This is a genomic window from 'Nostoc azollae' 0708, from assembly GCF_000196515.1.
Taxonomy (GTDB): Bacteria; Cyanobacteriota; Cyanobacteriia; order Cyanobacteriales; family Nostocaceae; genus Trichormus_B; species Trichormus_B azollae.
Genome location: NC_014248.1, coordinates 160,374 through 177,601, shown reverse-complemented (window position 1 = coordinate 177,601; position 17,228 = coordinate 160,374). Strand labels below are relative to the sequence as shown.

12 protein-coding genes and 6 pseudogenes are annotated in these 17,228 nt (G+C 38.6%); 11 read left to right on the top strand and 7 right to left on the bottom strand.

The genetic code is table 11. From position 1 onward, the window contains the following. Positions 1 to 112: 112 nt before the first annotated feature. Positions 113 to 286: pseudogene (locus AAZO_RS36215) on the top strand (TauD/TfdA family dioxygenase); the annotation flags it as partial. A gap of 146 nt (positions 287 to 432) precedes the next feature. Here AAZO_RS36215 and AAZO_RS00855 read toward each other — a convergent pair. The 3 genes from AAZO_RS00855 to AAZO_RS00845 are packed head-to-tail and all read right to left on the bottom strand — an operon-like array spanning position 433 to position 2,431. Further along, positions 433 to 648: a hypothetical protein gene (locus tag AAZO_RS00855; protein ID WP_041639010.1), complete on the bottom strand. Its 216-nt coding sequence runs from the start codon at positions 646 to 648 to the stop codon at positions 433 to 435. Next, entirely contained in the window at positions 635 to 1,423 is a 789-nt protein-coding gene (map, locus tag AAZO_RS00850) for a type I methionyl aminopeptidase (protein WP_013189831.1), read from the bottom strand. Before map ends, AAZO_RS00855 begins: the two co-directional genes overlap by 14 nt. Continuing rightward, a complete protein-coding gene (locus AAZO_RS00845; RefSeq protein WP_013189830.1) occupies positions 1,424 to 2,431 on the bottom strand; it encodes a Gfo/Idh/MocA family protein in 1,008 nt (335 codons plus the stop codon). A 426-nt stretch (positions 2,432 to 2,857) separates the two neighbouring features. Here AAZO_RS00845 and AAZO_RS00840 point away from each other — a divergent pair, with 426 nt between their 5' ends. Next, complete coding sequence (locus AAZO_RS00840; RefSeq protein WP_013189829.1) at positions 2,858 to 3,157, top strand: ferredoxin; 300 nt, start codon at positions 2,858 to 2,860, stop codon at positions 3,155 to 3,157. A gap of 446 nt (positions 3,158 to 3,603) precedes the next feature. Here the strand turns inward: AAZO_RS00840 and AAZO_RS00835 are convergent, their stop codons facing one another. Next, positions 3,604 to 5,205: a SpoIID/LytB domain-containing protein gene (locus AAZO_RS00835; RefSeq protein WP_013189828.1), complete on the bottom strand. Its 1,602-nt coding sequence runs from the start codon at positions 5,203 to 5,205 to the stop codon at positions 3,604 to 3,606. A 181-nt stretch (positions 5,206 to 5,386) separates the two neighbouring features. On the opposite strand from AAZO_RS00835, the pseudogene AAZO_RS00830 reads away from it, so the two are divergent. From AAZO_RS00830 to AAZO_RS00820, 4 genes and pseudogenes are all read left to right on the top strand, one after another. Then, positions 5,387 to 5,566 (top strand): annotated as a pseudogene (locus tag AAZO_RS00830) (ParB N-terminal domain-containing protein); the annotation flags it as partial. After that, positions 5,564 to 5,647: pseudogene (locus tag AAZO_RS34685) on the top strand (DNA starvation/stationary phase protection protein); the annotation flags it as partial. The pseudogenes AAZO_RS00830 and AAZO_RS34685, both read left to right, overlap by 3 nt. 211 nt (positions 5,648 to 5,858) lie before the next feature. After that, positions 5,859 to 6,551 carry a nucleotide exchange factor GrpE gene (grpE, locus tag AAZO_RS00825; protein ID WP_013189827.1) on the top strand — a complete coding sequence of 231 codons (693 nt, stop codon included), beginning with the start codon at positions 5,859 to 5,861 and terminating at the stop codon, positions 6,549 to 6,551. Between the two features lie 263 nt (positions 6,552 to 6,814). Further along, positions 6,815 to 7,141: an STAS domain-containing protein gene (locus AAZO_RS00820; RefSeq protein WP_013189826.1), complete on the top strand. Its 327-nt coding sequence runs from the start codon at positions 6,815 to 6,817 to the stop codon at positions 7,139 to 7,141. Here AAZO_RS00820 and AAZO_RS00815 read toward each other — a convergent pair. The 3 genes and pseudogenes from AAZO_RS00815 to AAZO_RS00805 form a co-directional block, all read right to left on the bottom strand. After that, on the bottom strand, positions 7,138 to 8,274 hold the full coding sequence (locus AAZO_RS00815; protein ID WP_013189825.1) for a PP2C family protein-serine/threonine phosphatase: 1,137 nt from the start codon (positions 8,272 to 8,274) through the stop codon (positions 7,138 to 7,140). The genes AAZO_RS00820 and AAZO_RS00815 overlap by 4 nt on opposite strands. A 231-nt stretch (positions 8,275 to 8,505) precedes the next feature. Continuing rightward, entirely contained in the window at positions 8,506 to 9,273 is a 768-nt protein-coding gene (locus AAZO_RS00810) for a DUF1350 family protein (RefSeq protein WP_013189824.1), read from the bottom strand. A gap of 415 nt (positions 9,274 to 9,688) precedes the next feature. Beyond that, a pseudogene (locus AAZO_RS00805) lies at positions 9,689 to 10,715 on the bottom strand (IS701 family transposase). An 832-nt stretch (positions 10,716 to 11,547) separates the two neighbouring features. Here AAZO_RS00805 and AAZO_RS36210 point away from each other — a divergent pair. From AAZO_RS36210 to ndhD1, 5 genes and pseudogenes are all read left to right on the top strand, one after another. Next, positions 11,548 to 12,099 (top strand): annotated as a pseudogene (locus AAZO_RS36210) (AAA family ATPase); the annotation flags it as partial. A gap of 235 nt (positions 12,100 to 12,334) precedes the next feature. Then, positions 12,335 to 13,400 (top strand): annotated as a pseudogene (locus AAZO_RS00795) (ISKra4 family transposase). Positions 13,401 to 13,466: 66 nt separating this feature from the next. Further along, positions 13,467 to 13,766, top strand: a complete 300-nt coding sequence (locus AAZO_RS25580) for a hypothetical protein (RefSeq protein ID WP_049790494.1) — start codon at positions 13,467 to 13,469, stop codon at positions 13,764 to 13,766. An 891-nt stretch (positions 13,767 to 14,657) separates the two neighbouring features. Beyond that, positions 14,658 to 14,987, top strand: coding sequence for a S8/S53 family peptidase (locus AAZO_RS33065; protein ID WP_144031217.1), 330 nt, complete (start codon positions 14,658 to 14,660; stop codon positions 14,985 to 14,987). A 541-nt stretch (positions 14,988 to 15,528) separates the two neighbouring features. Continuing rightward, positions 15,529 to 17,097, top strand: coding sequence for a photosynthetic/respiratory NAD(P)H-quinone oxidoreductase subunit D1 (gene ndhD1, locus AAZO_RS00780; protein WP_187289648.1), 1,569 nt, complete (start codon positions 15,529 to 15,531; stop codon positions 17,095 to 17,097). Positions 17,098 to 17,228: the final 131 nt, after the last annotated feature.

The following is a 17,228-nucleotide window of genomic DNA, read 5'->3' as shown; positions in this document are numbered from 1 at the left end:
TGCTCCTACATCTTCACTCAAATTAGCTGATTCTGAAAAGAAAATGTGGTTAAATAAAATGTGTATGGAAGATAAACGAGAATAAGCACAGCAATATTGGCAAAATTTATTTGAGACTGTTTTACAATGTACTCCCGTGTATTCTCATATTTGGGAGCCAGTAGATATTGTTTTTTGGGATAACTCACAAGTAATGCACCGAGGAACTTTCTATGATTCCACCAAATACCAGCGGCTTGAATTACGGTTAGGTGTTGTGGACTGTGAATCATCTGGTGAAAATTAAATATGCGGTTTTCAGCCTATTTTTTCATCAATTCTTGTTGTAGGGTGCTTCAGACTCTATAAATCCAGCAAATAAACAGATTTTAAAATCTGAAGCACCCTACTAATGTGCCAGCTGTGTCAGTCCTGAACTTGCAAAGTCTTGTATTACAACAACTTATCAGCTGTTATAGGTAGATCACCCATGGGTTTACCTATAGCATGATAAATGGCACTAGCGATCGCACCAGAAACACCTGTAATCCCTATTTCACCCACACCACGTACCCCCCGCCGAGCTATAACTGTTCCGGCTGTAGTCAGTGCCTGTCCCAAAAAACCACGTCGGGATGTTTTCCCACGCTCATGTTTAGGTTTTTCCATGATTACTGGGTCCTTCTGGTAAAGTCAGGATTTCCACCCCATCTTCTGTGACAACGATAGTATGCTCAAATTGGGCGGAAAGTTTGCGATCGCGTGTTACTGCAGTCCAACCATCACTCAACATCTCCACTTCATAGGTTCCTTCATTAATCATAGGTTCAATCGTAAACACCATCCCCGGTCTCAAACGCTTACCCCTGCCTCTAATTCCATAATGGGGAATATCTGGTGCAGTGTGGAAAATATTACTAATGCCATGTCCCACAAAATCTCGCACCACAGAAAAACCTTGAGCCTCAGCATACTCTTGAATAGCTGCCCCAATATCTCCAATCTTTGCATCTGGTTTCACCTCCACAATACCTAAACAGAGACACTCTTCTGTCACTTTCACCAACTTCTGTACCTTGGGAGAAGATACACCAACAATAAATGTTTTGGAAGTATCGCCATGATAACGATCTACAATCAGTGTTACATCAATATTAATAATGTCACCTTCCCTCAAGATTTGTTTAGCATTAGGAATACCGTGACAAATTACCTCATTTACACTAGTACAAATTGACTTAGGAAAGCCCCTATAGCCCAGAGGTGCGCTTATCGCACCGTGTGCTTGCGTCCACCTTTCTGCTTCATCATTGAGTTGGAGGGTGCTGACCCCTGGTTTTACCAAAGGTTCTAAATGTTGTAACAGCTTCGCTGCCAAACGTCCAGCCCGACGCATTTTTTCTATTTCTCGCTGGGATAAAATAACTATTGGTTCGGTTTTCATTTAGGACTCTTTTGTTAAAAAAATAGTTAAACCTGTTTCCGCAGCCCTACGTGCAGCATCTGCGACCTTTAGGGCATACAAGCTTTGCTCTGGAGTGACATACAAAGAAGTACCATACAAAAGATGGTCTAATACCATTGTTGTATCTTTGACAAATAATCCGCGACGACCACTCACCTCAATCAACTTTGTTTCCTCTGGCTGAACCAAAATTCCTGTGTCACCATCCAGAATTAATCCCCCTTTTTCACCATTAATTTCCATTTTCCGTTCTGACTGCCAAAGGGATTCACCTTTACCATAAATAACTTGGGCTAACAACCCAGTGGCAAAGTACAATTGAACGACGCATAAACAGCTTTGGTAATAATCTGACTGTGTTTCCCAATATCGCTGGTGACAATTCACCGTTAAAACTTTGCCAAACAAATTTGTGAGCCGATGTAAGCGAGAAAGAGCGCCAATGAAAGGAAAGCCGAAAAGCTCATGGTTATAAGTCCATTTCCTTGGTGCTGGATGTTCAGGTTTGACTGTGCTGTAGCGGATATAAAACAACTGACCAAGTTGGAGTAAATATTGTTTTAAGGCTTGATGCCAACCGCCCAAAAGTTCAATATGTTCGACGTGCAGCAGTTTATTTTTGGCTTTGGCTAAAGCAATTAATTCTTCAGCCTCTTTAATATCTACAGACAAGGGATACTCAACAATAACGTGCTTGCCACTAGTAAGGGCTGCACGGGTAATTTGACCATGATCTCGATTAACCGTGGATATGATAACTAAATCTAAATCTTTTCGTGCCACCAACTTTTGCCAAGAATTCATCACCTCAGTTTGATATTCTTGAGCCAAAGCTGCTGTTTTTTCGGAAGTATGTCCAGAAATTGCTACTAAATGTGCGCGTGTATCTTGCCGCAATGCCTCAGCCCGGAGTTTTGCCGCAGACCCAGTACCAACTAAACCCACCCGCATAGTTGTATTTGCCAAAGGTGCATTGGAATTATACATGATGTTCAGCAGTTCTGTTTGTTGGGTTTTTAGATGGACAGAGTTAATTGTGCCACCACTGAATCAATTACAGTGTCATCAATGTCATACGCATTCTACCAAAAAGAGGGTGTGGGTTGATGAGGAGGATGAGAGAGTAATTTCATCTGTCACCTGTCACCTGTTCCCTGTCACCTAATTACACTAGTACCCATAAAAATTTTTTCAACATCTATCGCGTTGATGATCTTACATAACTAAAACTTATTGTAAATAAGTAACTAAATTTCATTACTAATCGTGTTCAATTTTCGGTTATAAGGTTTAGTTTTTCCCGTAGTATCAGAACTGAAGCAAATTTAAACCAGCGGCTGATTCTACAGGACTAGCTGTGGGCTTTGCTTTAGGATAACTTATACTGCCCTTTGCACAAGAAGAGGATAACTAATGGCTACTTACAAAGTCACATTAATCAACAAAGCTGAGAATTTCAACGAAACATTAGAAGTTGCCGATGATGTTTATATCCTAGACGCTGCTGAAGAAGCAGGTTTTGACTTGCCTTACTCTTGCCGTGCTGGCGCTTGCTCAACCTGTGCAGGTAAATTAGTTTCTGGTACAGTTGATCAATCTGACCAATCATTCTTAGACGATGATCAAATCGAAGCTGGATATGTTTTAACCTGTGTTGCATACCCATCTTCGGATTTGGTAATCGAAACTCACAAAGAAGAAGAACTTTACTAACTAATAGTGTCAGCATTGTATTAATAAGCGTGCCTTGACAATGACACGCCAGTTAGTAATATGGTCTAATACAAAATACAGCAGGAGTAAGGAGTCAGGAGTCAGGAGTAAAACTCTCTTGCTGTCTAGGTTTCAATTTAGATTCTGTACCTCATTGATCTGCAATCTGCTGTATCTTTTTCCATATTTCTGGAGAAAAACCCAGGGGAGGAGCAAAGCGGTAGTTTCCATTTCCTCCCCATTGTTTTTTTACGAATTACGAGTTGCGCTGGTACCGTACGGTGTAAACCAACCATTCCAAATCGCTGAAAAGCTCATGCCGTATTCATTGTGACTTTTGACCCCCGTTTTTACAGGCTCACTCGCTAAGCGTAAAGCTTAGTGGCTTTAGCCTTAGATATATGAGAGTGTCAAAAGGGCAACCTTTTGACTTCCACCCTGTGGTACTAGTTGTTCAAGAATGGCTTAATCTCGTTACTGAGCAGTTGAAGTTGAGTACCAGGATAATAGAAGTGGAGAATTTTCACACTTGACCAACCTAACTTGGCTAAATTTTGAGCGCCTGTTTGACTCAAGCCTACGCCATGTCCTAGTCCACCACCAATAAAGGCGTATCCCCACACATCTGGTTTACCTTTGTTGATAGGTTGCAAATAAAACAGTGTGCTGCAGGGAGCAGCGAAGGCACTGCGAACTTCATCTTTATGCAGGGTAAAAACGCCGATATCCGTTTTCACCGCCATATCCAAAATTCTGCCACTGTCGCTGCGTTTCGTTACAGCTAAGGCCTCAACGGTTTTCAATTTGGCATAGGGACTTTTTTTCAGGCGCAAAAATTTCTGTAAGTCCTTGGTAATATCTTCTAAGCTGGTTTGTTTGTGCCAACGGAAAACATCCCAGGTGCTTTCATTAAATCCTTTTTCCAAGTTAATAAACTGTCGGAAGTTCTTTTCATGTGCTAAACTTTTTTCCGATAAGTTCCAAATATTCACAGCCGCATCTATTACTGGCCGCAGATAAGGACGATCTTCACGATTCCAGACATCGCTAAAGGAGGCGGTGACTCCACCTGTAGTGGAAGAATAGAGTGCGTCTACTAATTCTTGATTATAAGTTAGTACCATTCCCCTTGTAGCTGCGATCGCTTGATCTGTTGTCTTCGCTACTCCATTGAGTCCATCATAAACTTGACAGTGTGTATCAGCACATAACTGGTAATCATCAATAGCAAATCTACGTAAATTTCTAAGAGCATAAGTACGGGCAATAACAGCCTGGGCTTCCAAGGATGCTTTCGGCGCACTCGTGCCAATTTCGTAAGGCAACACTCCACGCAAATAAGTTTCTAAAGGCACTTTATTTACTAAGGAGTAAGTACCGTAAGCATTGGGCTGCAAATTTATCCGCCCTGCAAAAAGACGGGTATTACCTGTTTTTCCGCCTTGATTCACCCGAATTAGGTTTTTGCCTGTGGTTATTTCTAAATAGTTTTGGCTATATCGCTTACCTTTGATTTCCCAACTCACTCGCGGTACTTGTTTGAGTATTTGCGTATATAGGTAGGGGAGTTTTTGTCCTGATACCTGTATGCTTTGTAAGAACAATCGCCTTACTAAAGGCGTGCTATAAACATCTCGTTTCGCCCATACTTGCCAGCGTTCGGGTTGGGCTATTTCCACTTCTATGCCCTGAGAACGCCAGTGTCTGGAACTATCTTCCGCTGTTTCAAAGGTGGGGAAATCTCCCAAAACGACTACCTCTTGTATTTTTGGTTGAGGTAAGGTTTCCATCACTGTTTCTAGCTGCACGGGGTTGGCTGTCACCAGTGTTTGTGGCTGATTACCTACTGTCCATTTTAACTGCAAGCGATCGCCTTGATTTGGTGTCAATTGTACCTTGGCTGTGGGTGTCGCTCCAAATCGCTGAACAATGCCAATTTTGAGTTCCACATCTTGGTTATTGTTCACACGACTTGATGCAGCAGTCAGTCCCAATAAACATAATGTTGTCAGTATCTTGTAGGCAGAAGGCCAAAAAAAAGTGTTCATGAAAACTCGATTTTGCTCCCACGGTGAGGCTTCGGGGCAGATTCTGATTTGTAGCGTTTTTTGTGTCGCGTAACCATTTCCATGATATCACTACCTGTTTAAGATCCGTTACTTACAAAATAGAGTCATATCGACTATGATTTATTTAGGACATAAAACAAAAATAATCAACAAAAGTCCTATGGTGAAGATTCAAGAAATTCCCATAAATCAAATTCAACGTCCATTACCACGTCAGAACGATCCCCAAAAAGTAGTATTTTTAATGGCTTCCATTGCGGAAATTGGTCAGCAATAACCTATAGATATCCTAGAAGTCGATGGATGCTATTATGGCTTTTGTGGTTGTCATCGTTATGAACCCAGTGCAGACTTATTAACTCAAAGAATGCAGGTTTATGAAAAAACTGCTCGGATGTTGAGAAGTTTGTTGAAAGATTAAAGATTTTAAGAAGGGTGTGGGGTATCCCCATCAATAAATCGCGAAGCGTCCTAAACGAAGTGAAGGATCTAGGCTTTAAACCACTTGGGTATTGAGGAAGATGTTGATTTAATCAAATAATTTTTCTTTACCCCTATACACCATACACCCTAGCTTTGGTAAAAATGGGGTATAGTTAGGTGACGGTGCCTTAGGCTCCATATTATATTTTATGCCCGATGATGATTTGACTCAAAAGTTGCAAAATTTAATGCAATGTGTGGGTATTTCCAGTTTTAAATCTCTAAGTGCTGCGGCTGGTGTCTCAGAACGCCAAATTCTGCAATTGCGGAGGGGAAAGCTAAAGCAAATGCGAGTGGAAGTTTTGCTGAAGTTAGCCAAAGTCTTACAACTATCATTGAGTGAATTGGCAGCAAATTTTTCAGATGCGAGTTCTGATTACCAGGTGTTGAATTTAACAGTCGATACTCGAAATTTAACTCAAAGTATAAATACTGGCATAGATCTAGTACAAGAAAATACAAATTTAAAAGGAGAGTACGAGCGAATTGTGCTGATGCTCCAACAACAGCAAGAGTTATTACAGCAGGAGTTTCAGGAATCAGGTTTGGAAATCTTGGAGTCTTTATTGTTGTTCTGGCCGACAGCAGCGCAGAAAGCTAGAGAAAATCCTCAGCTAGAGGCGGTGAAAATACTGCCTTTGGTGGAAAAGCCTCTTGATCAATTATTGCAGGCTTGGGGGGTGGAAGCGATCGCCTCTGTGGGATCAGAAATACCTTATAATCCCCAATTACATGAACTACTGGCAGGAGTAGCACAACCAGGAGAAATAGTTAAAGTATGTTATATTGGATACCGCAAGGGTGAAAAACTACTCCATCGAGCTAAGGTGAATCGCCTCTAATTGGTGATTGATATCAATACTAATGGCACAAACGGAATTAGGATTTTTGATTGGTTGCTCATCATACTAGCTATAAATTATTATTTATAAGTTCATATCTAACCATTTTCAAGAAATTCTTTATTGGCTAATTTATAATTAGCTGATGATATTTTTCCCCTAAAAAATTCACATAGTTTAGAAAGGATTTTTTTTATAAATTTTCTAGTTTGGTATATACTAGCTACAAGAGGTCTATTGATATCAACCAGAGTAACCTAATCATGAATCAAAAGGTTAAAGTTCTTACACTTAAGAAAAATTTAAACGCCCAAACCTCATCAGAGTTTCAGCAAGCGATTACCGTAATTCTGGAAAGTGGCGCTGAGATTGTGTTATTAGATTGTCAAAATATTACATTTCTGGATAGCTCTGGTTTAGGAACTCTAGTTTTGGCTTTTAAAACACTTCGGGATGCTGGCAAAAAAATGGTTCTCTGTTCCATTAACGATCAAGTGAGAATGATATTTGAATTGACTAGTATGACTGAGATATTTGAAATATTTCCCAGCAAAGATGAGTTTAATCAGATTTTATTAGCTAAGAATTAATCGAACTTAATTTGTAGGATAGATAAATCATCATCAAAGGCTTCTTTGGAGTTTAAATTGATTAAATAATTCAGGATATGTTCAAGTTGGTAATCAACTGAATGTTGTAAACTAACTAGCAACTGAATAAATCCGTCTAGATTCCAAAGAGTCCCATCTGATTTAGTAATTTCATAAGCACCATCACTAAAAATGTAAAGGCTACTGAAGTTATCAATCCTGCAAGCTCTATCTACATATTTTGCTTCAGGAAACATCCCCACTGGCATACCAGGTGTTTTCAATAGTTTTAATTCTGTAGTAGCAGGGGATTTTCCAGAAACTAATATTGCTGGTGGATGTCCAGCACTTGCATAAGTTAATTGGCGATTGATACGGTCATATACCCCATACCAAATAGTAAAATATTTATCATTTTGATAATTCATTTGAAAAGTATCATTTAAAGCTGTTAAAACCTGACTAGGTTGATAATAATTAAGTCCTTTTAGCGCCCTAGAGCGAAGTAGATTCAATACAGAAATAGAGGGAAGAGTTGCTCTGAGTCCATGTCCAGCAGTATCTAATAGGTAAATTGCCACATAATCAGAATCAAGCCAATAATAATCAAAGCAATCACCTCCCAGTTGTCGAGAAGGAATAAATCGAGAATTAATAGCTATAGGTGCAGACATAGGTAAAGGTAGAAGGGATTTTACATATTCTGCTGCTTCTGCTAGTTCTGTTTCTAATAATAATTTTTGGCTTTGTAAATCTCGATTTAACTGATGTAGACGTAATCCTGCTCTAACTCTAGCTTGAAGCTCATTTTGTTCTATAGGTTTGGAGATAAAATCATCAGCACCTGCATCTAGTCCCTTGACACGATCAGCTACTGAATCTAAGGATGTTAATAAAATAAAAAATGTGGTGGATAAATTGGGATCTTTTTTAATGTGATCGCAGACTTCTATCCCTGTTAAACCTGGCATGATCCAGTCACAAATAATTAGGGCTGGAGGACAAGCAAGTGCCTGTAAAATACCTTCCTGTCCATTACTGGCAGTAATTACTTCATAGCCCTGTTTTTCCAACATCCTTTTTAGGAATATTTGTATTGAATAATCATCATCAATTACTAAAATTTGAAACATAATAAATATCGCACACAATTCATATTTTTTTATGCAGAAATAAAAATATCTAGGAGCGGTTTAAAATCAGTAACACAGCCCTTCTTAAACATGGCTTTGGTACTAAATTTTCTACTTCACTTACCTGCAATACACTGTAAATGCAGTCATGAGTAATATGTTAGTAGAATTCAGAATTCTGAAGCTAATAACATTTTCTGAAAAACTCGCCTTTAAATATCCCTTGGGCTATTATGTCAGTGCAAGAGGATTGAGCCATAAAAGGATGATTTTTCTTAGCTGGTTTAAATCCCGATATACCTCTTGCTTAAACCATTGCCCTAAAGCATCCAAGGGAGTAAAAGAATTTCCTGGTTGCCATTTAATCTCTTGACCTAATGGTGTGGTGTGATTTCCAGAAAGAGTTTGTGTTGTCACCATTTCTGGAAAGCGATTTTGTAGAATTTTCGTTAAAACTGCTGATTGATCAAGATTGTCATTACTAAATTTTATTAATAAGTTACGCCTGATGTGATAACGTTCTTCTACAAGCTGGTTAGTTTCCAAAGGTGTGGGAGTAAATTCAATTGCCAAAGTGGAGTTTAATTGTTCTACTAGGGGTATGGCTTCCTTAGCAGTATAGTTGTTAAAAGAGATGAGGATATTCCCTGCTCGTTCTACTTTGAAAAGGCTGCCAATTAATAAATGAAGTTTGCAACCCATACTGTGACCAACACCATAAATTGGCAAATAAAGCTTCCGTAATTCCCCCGTGTCCTGTAATCGCTCTAGGGTACGTTCAAAGTTAATTAGTACAGATTGTGCGATCGTACTATGATCTAAGGTGTTGACAAAAGGCGTTGCAATAACAACGTATCCCTTAGCTGCCAACTGTTCTAGTAACCAACGGTAAGTCAGGTGAGGTGCAGTAGCGACAAATGCACCTCCCAAAAAATGGATGATACCGATGGGTTTGGGTGGAATAATTACCCAGTTGCCTCTGATGTCTTTCCAGTCCATGTCAATGTGCGATACCTACCTTAACGCTTGATTCATGTTCTTTAATATTACTCTGTTCCTGCGGGAAGATTACCTATAATCTTTAACAGGGTGTAATCTACTAAAAAGATAAATATATCCTCAGCTTAACCTAACAACTGTGTGGCTGCATACCAACGTCAATATCTATAACAATCCGGTTTCATTCCTGTATCCCTGACCGGAAGTGAAGCCATAATTACTCATTAGGTCAGAGAATAAGGAATAGGCAATAACGGAACTTCTTGTGTACGCAACTTTCAAAAGTTCAATTGGAGTCTTATAGTTCGAGAATAGAACTGCCACAATGCAACAACAACCCTAATAACAGTAAGACAACAAGAGAAAAACAAATTCTTAGGAGTTACGCATTGACAAAAAAACTCATCCATAGGTATTAAGCAGCACCAGCATTGGTAATATTTTCCACAATGTAGTCGCGCACAACTAAAGTGAATAAGTTCCTTTGCAATTCATACCAATTAGAAATTATGTTTTCAGAGCGCATTGTTTCTAAACGAACAAATGCTTGAAGTGAACAAAATATCTGTGTTTCAATTCCTTGGCTATCTCTAACCATAAATCGAGAAATTCCACATACTTGTTTGATGGCTCTATGAAAACTTTCAATCCCCCAATGAGTATTATGAATTGTCACAAATTCACTTTTGGTGATTTGATTGAGAGCTTCTTCATCTGGTAGATAAACTATATAGTCTCTAGAGTCTTCTTTTTTGAAGTCTTGTCTAAACAGTTTGATCAATCGAAATGCTCTCAAATGAGTTATCGAACCTTCATCGGTAATTTCTAAACTCCTTAATAGACAATACTTTTCCAGTTTATTTGATACAGTTCTACTTTTGTCAATCCCAAATAGAAAACCCAATTTCTGGTTTTTCGAAAATTCTCAGCTTTCTACCCCTGAATACCAACTGTCTCCTGTAACTATTCTTGGTTTTACACCCCAATCAATCACTTCCTTGAGCATTTCCTGAAAATAATCGTTCTTCGTCTTTCCCTCCTTCTTCTCGTATATTCTGTAATTTATCGGTACTGAATTTCCATACACATCACTGTAGTACAGTGTGATTAAATTTATTCCTTTCATGGTCTTATGATATTTCCTAGACCAAAAATAACTGATTAATTCTGCATTTTTTGGGTCACCATACAATTTTTATACTACTGTGTTATCTACACTTGAAATCCCTCCTAGTATATTTATGATTTTCTTTACTGTATCGAATAAATATTTCGGTTCCTATCTTCTCTCTGAGCAATAATCTATTCACACTGTCATGTGAAACGTTTTCCAACATCTCTCCCAATCTACAACGTCCCCGATGCTTTGGTTCTGATAGCAAAAACAGAGTGTAATGTTCCAGATTGCATTCTGCTGTAGAAGGTTTGGTTATTTCTCTAATTCTCGGACACCTGCTAAGTAGATGACATTTTTCATCACTACAGTATTTTGATACTTTATCAATGCGTAAGTCCTAAATTATTAAATTTACACAAATTAATATAATTATCATCGACAGGATAATCACATTATAATTGGTGACGCACTAAGTAATATACTACACCTCTTGCAAAATTGTTTCTGTGGTATGATAGAAAGTCTTAGATTTTATGTAATTTGGGTGTTCTTTGGGCTGGCTAATTCAAACATAACCGTGTAACTCTAACTTTTGGCTAAAACAAAGACAACCGCCCATTAGAACATAAAATTAACTCTGCAAGAGATATAGTATACTTATACTACATAAATAAGAAATTGGTATTTTTGCGGAGAGAGGCAATATGAAAGGAGAGCTTCTCAAAAGATTTTTTAGAGCGATCGCTAGTTCAGATCAAGAAGCGATTGATAAACTCCATATCTAGTTATAGAAGAAAAACGTAGCAAAGGACATACTCTTCTTCCTGACCAATTAGAAAATATCACTAAGGAGAAACCTAAAGATCAATCTCCCGACTCCATTAAACCTACTTATTCTACACCGGAAAAATTACAGGGTTTAAGTGAACTACCAACCAGTCAGCGATTTAATCTTCCTCTGGTAACAACTATACCAAGGGATAAATTACGTCATTACATGATATTGCCTGAAAAAATTGAGAAGCGTTTTCAGCGAATTGAGTGTGAATATGCAGCAAGAGATAGACTAGCTCATCATGGACTGCGTTACAGGCAAACAATTCCTTTGTATGGACCTCCTGGCTGTGGAAAAACGCTAGCTAGGTGCAGAGCGTTTAGCTTGGAATACTGGCTTACCACTTTTGAAAGTTCGGTTTGATGCAATGGTGTCGTCTTTTTTAGGAGAAACTGCGAGTAATTTGAGACTTGTATTTGAGGATGCTTCAAAAAGTCCATGTTTGTTGTTTCTTGATGAATGTGACTCGATTGCTAAGACGCGAGAAGACTCACAAGAAGTAGGAGAAATTCAGCGAGTTATAAATACATTTTCGCAAATTTCGGATGAGTATCAACCTTCCTCTGGGCTGATGGTAGCCGCTACGAATCTGAATAAATCTTTGGATACTGCCCTGTGGAGAAGATTTGATGACTTGATTGCAGTACCCAAACCCGGAGAACAAGAGCTAGAATTTATAGTAAAAGAAACACTATCTGTTATTGAAGTGGGATCTATCAACTGGCCAAGGATTATTGAGCAGATGAGAGATTTTTCTGCGGCTCAAGCTGTGAGAGTTGCACAAGGTGCTGCTAAATGCGCAATCCTTGAGCGAGAGGAGTTAGTGATTCAGGAACACTTAGAAGAAGCGATCACGGAAATCAAGGTTTCTTAGTTTTTTGAGAGTAAAATCTTTGGTGTCTGGAGAGAAAAATGCTTTAAAGTTATCAGGCCTTTCCACATATAAATCTTAAATTAACAACAGAAGGACGTGCTGCATCACCACCAAGAGGACGAGGACAAGAGAGTCAAATAACACTTGTTAATCTGAATAATCGGGGAGCATCCACTATTGGAAGATATATAAGTGTTAGGAGAATATAAGGATAAACAAGTGTGGATTAGCAACCATGAACCAGGATAAAAGAACGGCTCAAAGCCTACTTAGAAGAATAGGCAACATTGTTATATGAAGAAGCAGACAAAAGTCAGATAACAGACTTGGAAGATATAGAAAAGACAGTAAGGAGTCAAATATTAGAAGTGGTAAGTCCAGAAATAGCCCTTTTTTTTTATTGAAGAAACAACCGGAAGGAAAGTAGGTAAAACCAGGAAAGTCGAAACCTTGGTAGGAGAACTAAAACTAAAAGCTAAACAGTTGCAGAGACTGGGTTTGAAACCAAGAAGTCGATTCAGTCCATTACTTTAAAAGTGCTGCTTGAGGCTATCAGCTAAGGAATCATATCAAAAAGCAGAAGTTGAAATTGAGGCATTAACAGGAGTAAAAGTTGGCCATAGGAGGCAACAAAAACTAGTTGTGGAACAAGATTGGGAGCTACCACAAGGAAAACAAGCTGTCTGTGAAGTGAGGGTGGATGGTGGAAAAGTACAACTAGGGGGCAAACCACAACCAGGCTGGTACTGGCGAGACTATAAAACCCTTCGTCTACAAGGAATTTATGATGGCGCATTTTTTCATAACAACCAATTATTAGTTGATTATGTTATAGCCAGTCTTTGTTTAACCCCCTTGCCTGTTTGGGGGATAGTCATGATGGAGTTTGGAATTTAGTTAAAGAGTTTGGAACTGAAAAATTCAAACCTTTGGAAATTTTGGATTGGTATCACCTCAAAGAGAATCTTTATCAAATCGGTGGTTATTTAAAGCATCTCCAAGCTGTTGAGGGTTTATTGTGGTAAGGTCAGATAGAGCCGATTCAACCTTTATTTAATAATTGTCGAGGCAAACAAGTTAAGAAGTTTTTCGACATAGGCGAAAAACATCCCACTGGCATTATTAACTACACCTACTACCAAGCTAAACAACTGTGTCCTATTGGTTCTGGATCTGTCGAATCTGCTATTCAACAGATTGGAGCAAGGATTTAAATTTCTGGTCCACAGTGGAATGTTGAAAGTGTCTACCAAATCCTTTCCCTTCCTTGTGCTTATCTCAATGGTTTGCTTCCTATTTGAGTCTTTCTGCCAAAACTCTATCCTCCCAATAATCTTCAGGGACATGGTAGTAAACTAAAAAATTCAGTGGAATCTTTAATATATTCTTGGCAAGAAGATCAAGAAGAAAGAAAACAAGAAAAAAAACCACAACTTAAATCTCGAAGGAGCATTTTACAGATTGCTCCTGATTCTTTCAATCCATCTAGATTGAAAACTTATGGCATTGAATTAATTGCTGATACAGAAGACGGCTATATTACCGGTGCATCAGTAGATTTAGAACTGGGTGAACTTCAAGAAAAGATAGGGAAATTCATTAATGAACAGTATGGGGGGAATAAAGTTGCTCAAATTTGGGAAGTAATGGATGGTAAAAAAAGCTAGAATTAATTCTTTCTACTAGTTTATTTACTGAATTATATGAGAATTGGCTTCCCATAAAAGAAGAACAGACTTATACTGTAGAGTTAAGTGATAAATATGTAATAAGTGAAACAAAGCTACCTAGTTATCCAAAACGATAACCTTATGACACTGATGAGAGTTTTACAAAAAAGGTTAAGAATTGGATTCCCAAACGTGAGTTAACAGAATAAGAATGGGAAAAACTCTCATGGGAAAGGCAAGATGAATTTGAAGAGCTGATTAAATTTTATAAAGGCAATATTATTGGAGGTTTTAAAGATGAGGGAGGTGAACTTCGTACAGTTCCTTTACCGGATAGTCTTTCGTGTCGCATTCAGATTTCAGGTAAAGGACTAAAAGATTTAGTTGAGAATTTTCCCTATATTTTTGATATTAATAAGCCAGATGAATTTGCAGCAATTATTCAGCACAGAGAAGTATCTGATATTGATGTTCCAATGTTTAAACTAGATCCGCCACTATCTATAATGCTCCCAAACTATGCATTATAGATAGTGGCATTCAAGAATGACATTCTCTTGTAACAGCAGAAATTGATTCACAAACATCAACATGTTGGATTTCAGGATAAACTGATAAAACTCCTGATTCTGTAAAAGAAAATGGTGGACACAAAATAAGTGTAGCTGGTGCAATTCTTTATCCCAGAAATATACCCGTAGTGGTAGTTAAAGGCTGTTTGCTGGATTCAAAATGCTAGGCTTCTTCAAGCTAATGGTAAACTGCCTGAAAAAGTATTTCCACCTAATCTAGTAACTGAAATTATAGAACTTTATTACCAAAAAACAGGAACTAGAATTTTTAATCATTCTATCACTGCTTCTGTTCCTTGTAGAACTAGATATATGAGTGAGTCCTTGGGCATCAGCTATTGATAATTTAACATGGCAACAGGATATTCTTTCTATTGTTACAGCAGGACATCTACCTCTAGATAGTAGAATTGGACTCACAAGATTATCTGTAAGAGAACGTCTTAATGAAAATCGAGTATACCCAGATTATTTATTAGAAGACTCATGTAGAATAGCTAACCATGCACAAATTTTTCAAGCTTTAACTGTTGGTTCAATAGCCTTAAGTTTCTATCATGCACTACCCTATTCTTCAATTGGACAACAGGAGCAACCATCCGCTTTCTCATGTTCTGGGTTTGGAATTTGGAATCCTATTAAATAGGTTGTGATATCTTCCCAAAGCTCTGAAACTGATAAAGTTTGTCCTGCTGTTACCTGTGGTACTGACTCTTGCAGGTCAGCTAATATTTGTGCTTTTGGCTCTTGTTCATCAATCCACGCTAAAACAGTAACATTATCAGAATTGATGCAACTCATCAGCTGTTGCCAAAGTTCTACAGGAACGAGTACATCTGTTGTTTCTCCATCTACGTTGGTGACATAACGAATCTGACTTTCAATTTGTGAGGTGATGATAAACTTTTTTATCCTGTCATGCTTTTATTTTAAAATATACAAGGCATTCCATCGCGTATATCCTAGTTTAGCGGTCTTTTGAAGCTAATTTTTGGACTTGACTGGGAGTATTCCACTCTACATTCCGTACCCCCAAGCATTCAAAAAAATACCCCAGAGAAAAACGGGGTCTTGCCAATTTAATTAAATCAACCTAACAATGAAGGCAAAACTGCCAAAAAGCTGTTAGTTATTAACTGTGAGTTTTTGCCAAACATGATTTTAATTGCTGACTGATTGTCATGAATATAGCTAATTTTCCGTGGCTGACGACGATTATTTTGTTTCCAATAGCCGCGTCACTACTACTTCCTATCATCCCAGATAAAGATGGTAAAACAGTGCGCTGGTATTCCCTGATTGTAGGGCTGATAGATTTCGCACTGATTGTTTACGCTTTTTATACTGGTTACGATTTCTCTAATCCCGATTTGCAACTGGTGGAGAGTTACCCCTGGGTTCCGCAATTGGGTTTAAACTGGTCAGTGGGGGCTGATGGCTTATCTATGCCCCTGATTTTGCTAACTGGATTCATTACCACTCTGGCAGTTTTAGCAGCTTGGCCTATAACCCTGAAGCCGAAATTATTTTATTTCTTGATTTTGGCCATGTATGGCGGTCAGATAGCTGTGTTCGCTGTCCAAGATATGCTGTTATTTTTCCTGGTGTGGGAACTGGAACTTGTACCGATATACTTCCTGTTGTCGATTTGGGGTGGTAAAAAGCGCCAATATGCGGCGACCAAGTTTATTTTATACACGGCGGGTGGTTCACTGTTTATTTTGTTGTCTGCCCTGACAATGGGATTTTATGGTGATACAGTGACTTTTGATATGCGAGCGATTGCATTGAAAGATTTTGGACTAAATTTACAACTTTTACTGTATGCTGGCTTCCTGATTGCCTACGCTGTCAAGTTGCCTATTATTCCTCTACATACCTGGCTACCTGATGCCCACGGTGAAGCTACAGCGCCTGTACATATGTTACTAGCTGGTATTTTGCTGAAAATGGGTGGTTATGCCTTAATTCGCATGAATGCCGAAATGTTGCCTGATGCCCACGCTTATATTGCACCCGCATTGGTGGTTTTGGGGGTAGTAAATATCATCTACGCGGCTTTAACATCCTTTGCCCAGAGGAACTTAAAGCGGAAAATTGCCTATTCTTCTATTTCCCACATGGGCTTTGTTCTCATTGGTATTGCCTCCTTCACCGATTTGGGTTTAAGTGGGGCAATGTTACAAATGGTTTCTCATGGATTAATTGGGGCGAGTTTGTTCTTTTTAGTTGGTGCAACCTATGACCGGACACACACCCTAATGTTAGATGAAATGGGTGGTGTTGGTAAGAAGATGCGGAAGATTTTTGCCATGTTTACCACCTGTTCAATGGCATCTTTAGCGTTGCCAGGAATGAGTGGTTTCGTAGCAGAATTAATGGTATTTGTTGGCTTTGCTACTAGCGATGCTTATAACCCCACATTTAAAGTCATCATCATCTTTTTGATGGCGGTTGGTGTAATTTTAACGCCAATTTATCTACTTTCAATGTTGCGAGAAATTTTCTACGGTCAAGAAAACGAAGAGTTAGTTTCTCACCAAGCTTTGATTGATGCTGAACCACGTGAAGTCTTTATCATCGCTTGTTTGTTGATACCAATTATCGGAATTGGTTTTTATCCGAAGTTGCTAACACAAATATACGATGCTACAACAGTACAATTAACAGCAAGATTGCGTGATTCTGTCCCAACTTTGACAGCAGCAAAAGCAGTGGAAACTGTTTCTTTGACTGCGCCAATAATGGGACATTAATTCCTAATATAATTACAACTTACGAGTTGTGTTGAGGGTGGGTTGAATACCTGCCCTTTTTTCAGTCCTGAAACTGGCGGTTTTAGAGGCTATTGATAAGGTAAATGTAAAGGGGAGTAGAAAAGGAATGT

Excerpts from the sequence above, each read along its gene's own strand:
- AAZO_RS00810 (WP_013189824.1), bottom strand. The coding sequence starts at position 9,273 with ATGGACTGGAAAGACATCAGAGGCAACTGGGTAATTATTCCACCCAAA.
- AAZO_RS00840 (WP_013189829.1), top strand. The coding sequence starts at position 2,858 with ATGGCTACTTACAAAGTCACATTAATCAACAAAGCTGAGAATTTCAAC.
- AAZO_RS00820 (WP_013189826.1), top strand. The coding sequence starts at position 6,815 with ATGAATCAAAAGGTTAAAGTTCTTACACTTAAGAAAAATTTAAACGCC.
- AAZO_RS00835 (WP_013189828.1), bottom strand. The coding sequence starts at position 5,205 with ATGAACACTTTTTTTTGGCCTTCTGCCTACAAGATACTGACAACATTA.
- map (WP_013189831.1), bottom strand. The coding sequence starts at position 1,423 with ATGAAAACCGAACCAATAGTTATTTTATCCCAGCGAGAAATAGAAAAA.
- grpE (WP_013189827.1), top strand. The coding sequence starts at position 5,859 with ATGCCCGATGATGATTTGACTCAAAAGTTGCAAAATTTAATGCAATGT.
- AAZO_RS00815 (WP_013189825.1), bottom strand. The coding sequence starts at position 8,274 with ATGTTTCAAATTTTAGTAATTGATGATGATTATTCAATACAAATATTC.
- AAZO_RS00845 (WP_013189830.1), bottom strand. The coding sequence starts at position 2,431 with ATGTATAATTCCAATGCACCTTTGGCAAATACAACTATGCGGGTGGGT.
- AAZO_RS00855 (WP_041639010.1), bottom strand. The coding sequence starts at position 648 with ATGGAAAAACCTAAACATGAGCGTGGGAAAACATCCCGACGTGGTTTT.